The organism is Paraburkholderia sp. HC6.4b, assembly GCF_014200875.1.
In the GTDB taxonomy this organism is placed as follows: Bacteria; Pseudomonadota; Gammaproteobacteria; order Burkholderiales; family Burkholderiaceae; genus Paraburkholderia; species Paraburkholderia tuberum.
Map to the genome: position 1 here is coordinate 1 of NZ_JACHDC010000047.1, position 7,664 is coordinate 7,664.

At 59.7% G+C, this 7,664-nt stretch carries 8 protein-coding genes; 1 reads left to right on the forward strand and 7 read right to left on the reverse strand.

The window, feature by feature from the left end; translation table 11 throughout:
- The first annotated feature begins 119 nt into the window (after positions 1–119).
- Positions 120–860, forward strand: a complete 741-nt coding sequence (locus HDG34_RS38365) for an NADPH-dependent F420 reductase (RefSeq protein ID WP_184069153.1) — start codon at positions 120–122, stop codon at positions 858–860.
- A 181-nt stretch (positions 861–1,041) separates the two neighbouring features.
- Here the strand turns inward: HDG34_RS38365 and HDG34_RS38370 are convergent, their stop codons facing one another.
- The 7 genes from HDG34_RS38370 to HDG34_RS38400 form a co-directional block, all read right to left on the reverse strand.
- Positions 1,042–1,869: an SDR family NAD(P)-dependent oxidoreductase gene (locus HDG34_RS38370; protein WP_184069156.1), complete on the reverse strand. Its 828-nt coding sequence runs from the start codon at positions 1,867–1,869 to the stop codon at positions 1,042–1,044.
- A gap of 154 nt (positions 1,870–2,023) precedes the next feature.
- Positions 2,024–3,013, reverse strand: a complete 990-nt coding sequence (locus tag HDG34_RS38375) for a branched-chain amino acid ABC transporter permease (protein ID WP_184069159.1) — start codon at positions 3,011–3,013, stop codon at positions 2,024–2,026.
- A gap of 2 nt (positions 3,014–3,015) precedes the next feature.
- On the reverse strand, positions 3,016–3,888 hold the full coding sequence (locus tag HDG34_RS38380) for a branched-chain amino acid ABC transporter permease (RefSeq protein ID WP_184069162.1): 873 nt from the start codon (positions 3,886–3,888) through the stop codon (positions 3,016–3,018).
- A gap of 2 nt (positions 3,889–3,890) precedes the next feature.
- Positions 3,891–4,607, reverse strand: a complete 717-nt coding sequence (locus HDG34_RS38385; protein ID WP_184069174.1) for an ABC transporter ATP-binding protein — start codon at positions 4,605–4,607, stop codon at positions 3,891–3,893.
- Positions 4,591–5,409 (reverse strand): ABC transporter ATP-binding protein, encoded by an 819-nt coding sequence (locus HDG34_RS38390; RefSeq protein ID WP_184069171.1) that lies wholly within the window; start codon positions 5,407–5,409, stop codon positions 4,591–4,593. The genes HDG34_RS38385 and HDG34_RS38390 overlap by 17 nt, the downstream gene beginning before the upstream one ends.
- A gap of 104 nt (positions 5,410–5,513) precedes the next feature.
- The gene (locus HDG34_RS38395; protein ID WP_184069165.1) at positions 5,514–6,752 is read right to left on the reverse strand and encodes an ABC transporter substrate-binding protein; all 1,239 of its coding nucleotides are present in this window, start codon (positions 6,750–6,752) and stop codon (positions 5,514–5,516) included.
- A 272-nt stretch (positions 6,753–7,024) separates the two neighbouring features.
- On the reverse strand, positions 7,025–7,664 hold a 640-nt coding region (locus tag HDG34_RS38400), incomplete at its 5' end, for an IS110 family transposase (protein WP_184069168.1).

Genomic DNA, 7,664 nt, shown 5'->3' on the forward strand with positions numbered 1-7,664 from the left:
ACAAACCATTACCAAACCGCTCAGCAGACCTGGACCATTCGGTATCTCTGATCGATGCCGCCGTCTAGTGTCGGTTTCTCACAGCCGTTCACACTCGCGACACTTAGGAAGAGACGAACATGAAAATAGGCATCATCGGCGCAGGCAACATCGGCGCAACGCTCGCGCAAAAATTTTCCGCGAACGGGCACAGCATCAAGCTGGCCTCAACCCGCACCCCCGACGAACTACGCCAATTGGCCCAAAAGGTGGGCGCGGAACCGGTCACCCCGGACGAAGCAGTCAAGAACGTCGACGTCGTCGTCGTTTCCATTCCTTTCAAGAACAACCCGGAGCTCGCCGGCCTGTTCGCCGATGTGCCGGCGGACGTGGTCGTCATCGACACCTCGAATTACTATCCCGTGCGCGACGGCAATATCGCCGAAGTCGACGACGGCAAGCCCGAGAGCGTCTGGTCTAGCGCCCAGTTCGGCCGCCCGGTAGTGAAGACGTTTAACGCCATTCTGGCTGGCGTGCTTGCGGACGGGGGAAAACCGCGCGGCGCAGCCGATCGCATTGCCGTACCGGTTGCTGGCGATGACGCGGCCGCCAAGGCGATCGCGCAGACGCTGGTGGACGAAACCGGGTTCGAGCCGGTCGATGCGGGAAGCCTTGCCGACTCCTGGCGTCAGCAGCCGGGCACGCCGGCCTATTGCACCTCCCTGACAGCGCATGACCTGCGCAAAGCGCTGGCGGCAGCGGACAAGGCCCGTGCGCCGCAGAACCTCCAAGCGCTCATGGATCGACTCAGCGCGTACCCCGCTTTCCCGAGCACCGACGAAATGACCGCGCTGAACCGCGAACTCAACCGCGGGAGCTAAGTGGTGCACTGAGCCGATGACGCCGATCAGCGGGAACGCAATGATGGGCGCTTCGACGTGCCGACAACGGAACAGGCCATCGCTGCGTGCAGCAAGAGCCAACCACGCATTTGCAATGACCATCGTATAGGTCACAAACCAGGGCGAGTCTCCGGCTGCGCCAGCGGCTCACCTCACTGAGTTAGCGGGCGGTTATGCCGCCATCATGAACAAACACTTGACCCGTGACATAGCTCGAGGCATCGCTCGCAAGGTAGATGACGAGGCCCACGAGGTCAGCCGGCCTACCTCTATAGCCGAGCGGCACCTCCCGCTCGACAAAGGCGTCCATCTGCGCGACGGCCGCGGCGCCGCCCGTCGTGTCGCGCTCACGTCCAAGGCGCGTGCCACTATGCCAGCCCGGCGCGATCGCGTTCGACCGCACTTGCTCGGCCGCATACTCGATTGCGAGCTGCCGCGTGAAGCCAATCAGTCCGGCTTTCGATGCCGCATAGGGAATCGCGGTGACTGGGAAGCCTGGGTAGACACCGACGGTGCCGAGATAAGAACTGATGTTCACCACTGAACCGCGCCCGCTCTGAATCAATGCCGGCAGCAGTGCCTGCGTAACCAGGAAGGCGCCGCGCAAGTTGATCGCGAAGACACGATCCCAGTCCTTCGCCTGGACGTCCAGCAAACGCCCGGGCCGAGTTGCGATGCCAGCGTTGTTGATCAGCACGTCTAGCTTTCCGCCACACCAGGCAAGGACTTTTTCTGCCATCTGTGAAACGCCCGCTTCGTCGCCAAGATCAGCGACAACGCGGCAATCGCAGACGCCTACGGCCTCGCAGGCCGCGAGCGCCTCCGCCTCGCGATCGACCCAAGCCACCGCTGCGCCAGATTGGGAAAGCGCTTCGGCAAACATACGGCCCAAGCCGGATGCAGCACCGGTCACGACAACTTTCCTGCCGGCCAGGTCAAAGAGAGCGCCGGGCAGACCGCTCTGTGGTGTGCGATCCGTCGGCATCATCGCGCAACGGCCTCGCAGTCACGACGAATCGATTCGCAGCGTGACACGCTGGATCGAGCGAATGCGACGCGGATTGCCGACGCTGCCAAACCGGCTGCGTTTATCTTCTTCATGTCACTTTCTCTTTGTCTTCTTTTGGCTCGGCGCACGGACATTAGCGATGCGACCTCATCAGGCGATAGCGGTTGCCCAGGGCCGCGATGCCACCAGGAAGAACATAGACTGAAACAATCAGAAGCACCCCATACACGACCCAAGGGGCTGACTTGGAAACGCTCTCCGAAAAAGCAGGAATCACCATAATGAAGACCGCGCCGAAAGCGGCGCCCCACAGCGTTCCGACACCGCCCACGACAATCCCGACCAGGAGAGTGATTGACAGAAACAGGGAGAACGAATCGGGCGCCACGAACTGCACCGCCAGTGCTGAAACGGCGCCACCCACGCCCGTATAAGCGGCGGACAAGGCAAAGGTCTTCGTTTTGACGCTCGTTATGTTAAGACCCGTTGCCTCGGCCGCCAGCGCATGGTCACGGATCGCGCGCATGGAGCGACCGGCAGCCCCCCGAAGAAGGTTGTTGGCCATCCAGAACACGATCGCGCAGATCAAAACCGCATACAGAAACAGCCACTGATCCTGCGACAAAGGCAACCCCAATGGCACCTCTGGCTTGATCACTGCAATGCCTTGAACACCGCCTGTCCATTGTTCGAGTAAGCGGCACTTCAAAAGCTGTGGAGTCGCCACGCCAAGGCCAAAAGTGGCTAACGCCAGGTAGATTCCATCGAGCTTGAGTGCTGGCCAGGCAAATGCGTAACCAATGACCAGCGAGACGATTCCGGCCAGCGGCACCACGAGCCAGTAGGGCAAACCAAATCGATCCATGAGAATCGCAACCGTGTAAGCACCAATGCCAAAGAATGCTCCATGTCCGAGGGAGATTTGCCCGTTGTAGCCGGTCAGCAGGTTTAGGCCGAGTAGAGAGACCGCATACGCCAGCAGCATCGTCGCTTGAAAAAGCTGATACCCGTTACCGACAAAGAGCACGCCCGCCGCGACCACGAACAATCCCGCCCAGCAAAGGCGGAACGGAATGCCAACGGCACGCTGTGCGGTATATGCACGATCGAGGAAATTGCTCATGATCAAACCCTCGTGACGACCCGGCGGCCAAATAGGCCGTCCGGCGCAAATATCAGAACGACCACGATCAGCAACAGCGCTATCGATAGCTTTAGATCGGTGCCGACCACATAGGTCCCCAGCAGATTTTCGGAAATTCCGACCAGGAATCCTCCAACAACGGCGCCAGCAGGATTGCCGATCCCGCCCAACAAGGCGCCGGCGAATGCATGGAGAACCGCTCCCATCATCATGGACGGGTCCAGGAAAACCATCGGCGCCACCAATAAGCCCGATACAGCGCCGATCGCTCCAGCGAGGCCCCACCCTAGCATCAGCATCTTGCCGACAGAAATGCCGACCAACTGAGAGGAAACGCGATTTTGCGCAACCGCGCGCATTTTCAATCCGAGGCTCGTTCTGTAAAAAAAGGCGAATAACAAGGCGACCAAAAAGAATGTCAGCGCAATCGAGCCGGCCTGATGAGCCGACAACAGCTGTGGAAATCCCCATGGCAGGTTGGCAAACGGACTGGGGAAGTCGTGGCTGTCATAGCCGAAGAGCCAACCGGCCATGCCGTGGAAAGTCACCAGCAGGCCGATGAATACCACCACCATGGACAGATCTGGGGCGTCGCGAAGAGGTCGAATCACGACCAGCTCCAACACCGCCCCCATGACGAAGGAAACGGCGACAGTCACGAGGAACGCGGCCCAGTACGGAATGCCAGCCTGGATCAATACCCATGCGAGATACGTCGAGAACATCGCCATTTCCCCCTGAGCGAAGTTCACGTGATGGGTCGCCTGGTAGATCACTGCGAGCGCGAGCGCCACGATCGCATAGATGCTGCCTGTGCCTACTCCAGCGAGAAGCTGTTGGCCAAATGCTTCCATTCTCAGTCCCCTAGATAGGCTTGACGAATGCGCGCGTTCTTGCGCATGTCGTCGGCTTTGCCGCTCATGACGATGCGGCCTTGTTCAATCAGGTAAGCGCGGTGCGCTAGATCCAGCGCGATGTTGGCGTTCTGTTCGATCAACAAGATCGCCATGCCCTCCTCCCTGTTGATCCGCCGCATGATGCTGAAGATGTCCTGAACGACCAGGGGGGCCAGGCCGAACGAGGGTTCATCCAGCATCAGCAGTTTTGGACGCCCCATTAGCGCACGTCCAATCGCCAGCATTTGCTGCTCGCCGCCGGAGAGCGTGCCGGCCTGCTGCTTACGGCGCTCGCGAAGGCGCGGAAAGTAGCCGTACATCCTCTCGATATCGGAAGCGATGGCCCGCGCCCCGCCTCGCGAACTCGCGCCAAGGAGCAGGTTTTCTTCAGTGGTCAATCCAAGGAAAGTTCCTCTTCCGTCCGGAACATGAGCCACTCCCGCCCTTGCGATTCGCTCGGTCGTACAGCCATCGATTCTTTGCCCGGAAAAAGTCACCTTGCCTTCCGTCTTGACCATCAACTGGCACAAGGCACGCAAGGTGGTTGTTTTGCCCGCTCCATTGGCACCGAGCAGAGCGCAGATCTCGCCGTTATCCACCTGAAGATCAACACCATGGAGCACGCTTGTTGAGCCGTACCTGGCCGCGAGCTGAGTCACGTCAAGCAACATAGGAATGCTCCGCTGACTTGCCCAGGTAGGCCTCGATAACTCGACCATCATTGCGTACCGCTTCCGGCGTGCCTTCGGCAATCTTGCGACCGAAATTCAACGCGACCACCTTGTCGGAAATTGACATCACCAAGCCCATGTGGTGTTCCACAAGCAGCACCGCGAGCTTGAACCGCTGCCGTACATCTTGCAGGAGCACCCCCAGCGCCTCGACTTCCTCGTGATTGAGACCGCACGCGGGCTCATCAAGCAGAAGTAAGCGAGGACGCGATATGAGGGCCCTCGCCATCTCCACTCTCTTCTGTGTGCCAAAGGGCAGCTCCGACACTGTGCGTTCCGCGACGGCCGCCAGCCCCACGCTATCGATAACCTCCTGCGCGCGCCGCTGATGGTCCGCTTCGACAACGCGTTCAGAACGAAATCGCCAAGCGCTTGCCAAGAAACGCGGTTGCACCCGGCCATGCACGCCGAGCAGCACGTTCTCACGCACAGACATGGTCTTGAAGAGTGCAAGGTTCTGGAACGTGCGACCTATACCCATGTGCGCGATCTCGTGCCTGGGTCTCGACAGTGTGGATATGCCGCCGACTTCGACGCTCCCCTCGTTGCAGTCATACAGCCTCGACAAGCAGTTGAATAGCGTGCTCTTGCCTGCGCCGTTCGGCCCGATGAGTCCGCAAATCTGTCCGGCTTCGACGTCGAAGGAGACCTTGTCGAGGGCGACGACGCCCCCGAATCGGACGCTGACATCCCTGATGCGCAGAAGAGGTAGGCAAGAGCCAATCACCCCCGTGTTTTCAGCGTCCATCACCGCCCCTCCAAGAACGCTTGGCGCTCGTTGGCGGATCTCTCCGTCGCGTTCGACTGTGCTGTGGTCGTGATCATTCATCAGAATCCATACGCCGCGGTATTTCAATTCGAAAGAAGCGCGCCTTGCGGCACCCATTTGGTCCCATCAAAGCGAACAATCTGGAACTGCTTGATGGGATCGCGATCCGAGTCGCCGACATTCACCGTGATCCCAGGCAGCAAGAAGGGACTGGCTACTTTGCTCAAACTGGTAGCCTGCTTGATGATGTTGGCACGAGTGAGGTCGTCGCCGGATTGCTCGATGATTCTGGCCAGAAGCGAGGCATCAAAATAGGCGATGGCCGCATTCCTGGACCGGGGATTCACGTCCGGCACATACTTCTTCATGAACTCAACGAACTGCACCATGCTGGGTTCGTTGGAGTAGGCAGGATCGCTCGGCTCCTTGAAGTAACTCGCCGTGATGATGCCTGTGGACTTTTCGAGGCCAACGGGTTTCAGCACCGCTTCGATCGATGCCCAGGGCGAGTCGAGGATCTGCAGCGGCCTCCAGCCGATTTCATATGCTCTGCGGATGGACAGGCTCGTTGCACGTCCCGTGGTGAAGTTCATAAAGACGTTGGCGCCGGATGCCTTCAGCGAAATCAATTGCGAGTCGAGCGTTGGATCGGTGGGCTCGTAGCTCACTTCTTTTACGATCAGCGAGGCGGCTTTGGCGCCCATGCCCGCTTTCACGCCTTTGACGAAATCCCGGCCGAAATCATCGTTTTGGTAGAGGATTCCGACCTTCGGAGCGTGCGAGGAGGAAGCCGGGTCTGCCGCCAGCTGGGCAACGTAGCGCCCATAGATAGCGCCCTCCCGTTGATAAGCGGGCAATGCGGCGGTCGTCCAGGGCCAGGTCTTCGCGTCAACGAATCGAGATCCTCCGCTCGTCACGAGGATCTGAGGCACCTTGGCGGCGTTGAGGTAACGTTGAGTCGCCGCATTGGTCGGCGACCCAAAAGGCAGGGCAATGAACAGTACGCCATCCTCCTCTACCAGCTTTCTCGTCTGCTCCATGGTTCGCGGCGGGCTGTAGCCATCGTCCAACGTGACGAAGCGGATTTTCCGGCCGTTGATACCGCCTTTCTCATTCAGGCGCTCGAAATACGCGGCCTGCACTTTCGTTTCGTAGGCCTCCGATGCGACTGGACCGCTGAGCGCCCATGTCTGCCCGATCTTGATCTCGGTGTCGCTCGCTCCTCTGTCATAGCGTTTCTCTGCCATGGCATGCGAACTGAGCAGTGCCGCTACGAACGCGGCAGTCAAAGCCCCTAAGCAACCCTTGTTTCGAAAATGCATGTCTGTCTTATATGGACGCCTCCCGGTTTGCCAGGTGATATTCGGTGTGTGACGGACAGGATGAGGTTGCAGACTTATATCCGGCCTGTGGTGCGGATGGTGATCCGCTGGCCCTGATGGAATCTGCCGGGGAAGTCCTCATCTCCTGCGAGTCCTCGAAGGACAAGACAGAATTCAGGTTTGCTTCCCCGCGGTCCGACCTGTTTCGCCATCACATGTATATCAACCTGCGCAACCTGTTAGCGACCACGTCTCCATAGTTAGTTGATCTTCTACGCAGCGTGAGCCACGTAACCAGATTGGTACGTTCGAGCGTGGGCAAGCAGCGCCCAGATCGTGCGTGCCGTTTTGTTTGCGAGCGCGACGACCACTACATTGAACGGTCGTCGCGCGAGCAAACGTTGCAGCGCGTCGCTCAGGCGCTTCGGATGCGAGAGCACTGCGCGCGCGCCGTGAATCAGCAAGGTACGCAAGTACACGTCGCCTCTTTTGCTGATGCCCAGCAGCTTGACGCGACCTCCCGTGCCGCTTTGCCGTGGCACCAGACCGAGGAACGCGGCGAACTCGCGCCCGGAGCGAAACGTACTCGCCTCGCCGATGGTGGCAATGGCGGCAGTCGCCGTGAGCAGGCCCACACCCGGAATGGCGGCGAGCCGCGTGGCCCCTTCGTCCTGGCGCAACCATGCTGCGAGCCGGTGTTCAATGGCACGGATGTCGCGCGTGAGCGCTTCGATACGCTGCAGTTGTTCGCGAAGCGTGTCGATGACCATGGCGGGCAAAGCGTCGGCCAGCTCGCCAAGCATGCGGGCCGCGTCGTTCATGCTGTGCGAGCCGCGATGCACTGCCGCGCCAAACTCGTACAGCAAGCCGTGCGTCTGGTTAATCTGCATGCGACGCATCTTGAGCAGTTGT

What these genes read in the sequence shown, in the direction of transcription:
- HDG34_RS38365 (WP_184069153.1), top strand. Translation starts at nt 120, where the DNA reads ATGAAAATAGGCATCATCGGCGCAGGCAACATCGGCGCAACGCTCGCG.
- HDG34_RS38370 (WP_184069156.1), bottom strand. Translation starts at nt 1,869, where the DNA reads ATGATGCCGACGGATCGCACACCACAGAGCGGTCTGCCCGGCGCTCTC.
- HDG34_RS38375 (WP_184069159.1), bottom strand. Translation starts at nt 3,013, where the DNA reads ATGAGCAATTTCCTCGATCGTGCATATACCGCACAGCGTGCCGTTGGC.
- HDG34_RS38380 (WP_184069162.1), bottom strand. Translation starts at nt 3,888, where the DNA reads ATGGAAGCATTTGGCCAACAGCTTCTCGCTGGAGTAGGCACAGGCAGC.
- HDG34_RS38390 (WP_184069171.1), bottom strand. Translation starts at nt 5,409, where the DNA reads ATGGACGCTGAAAACACGGGGGTGATTGGCTCTTGCCTACCTCTTCTG.
- HDG34_RS38395 (WP_184069165.1), bottom strand. Translation starts at nt 6,752, where the DNA reads ATGCATTTTCGAAACAAGGGTTGCTTAGGGGCTTTGACTGCCGCGTTC.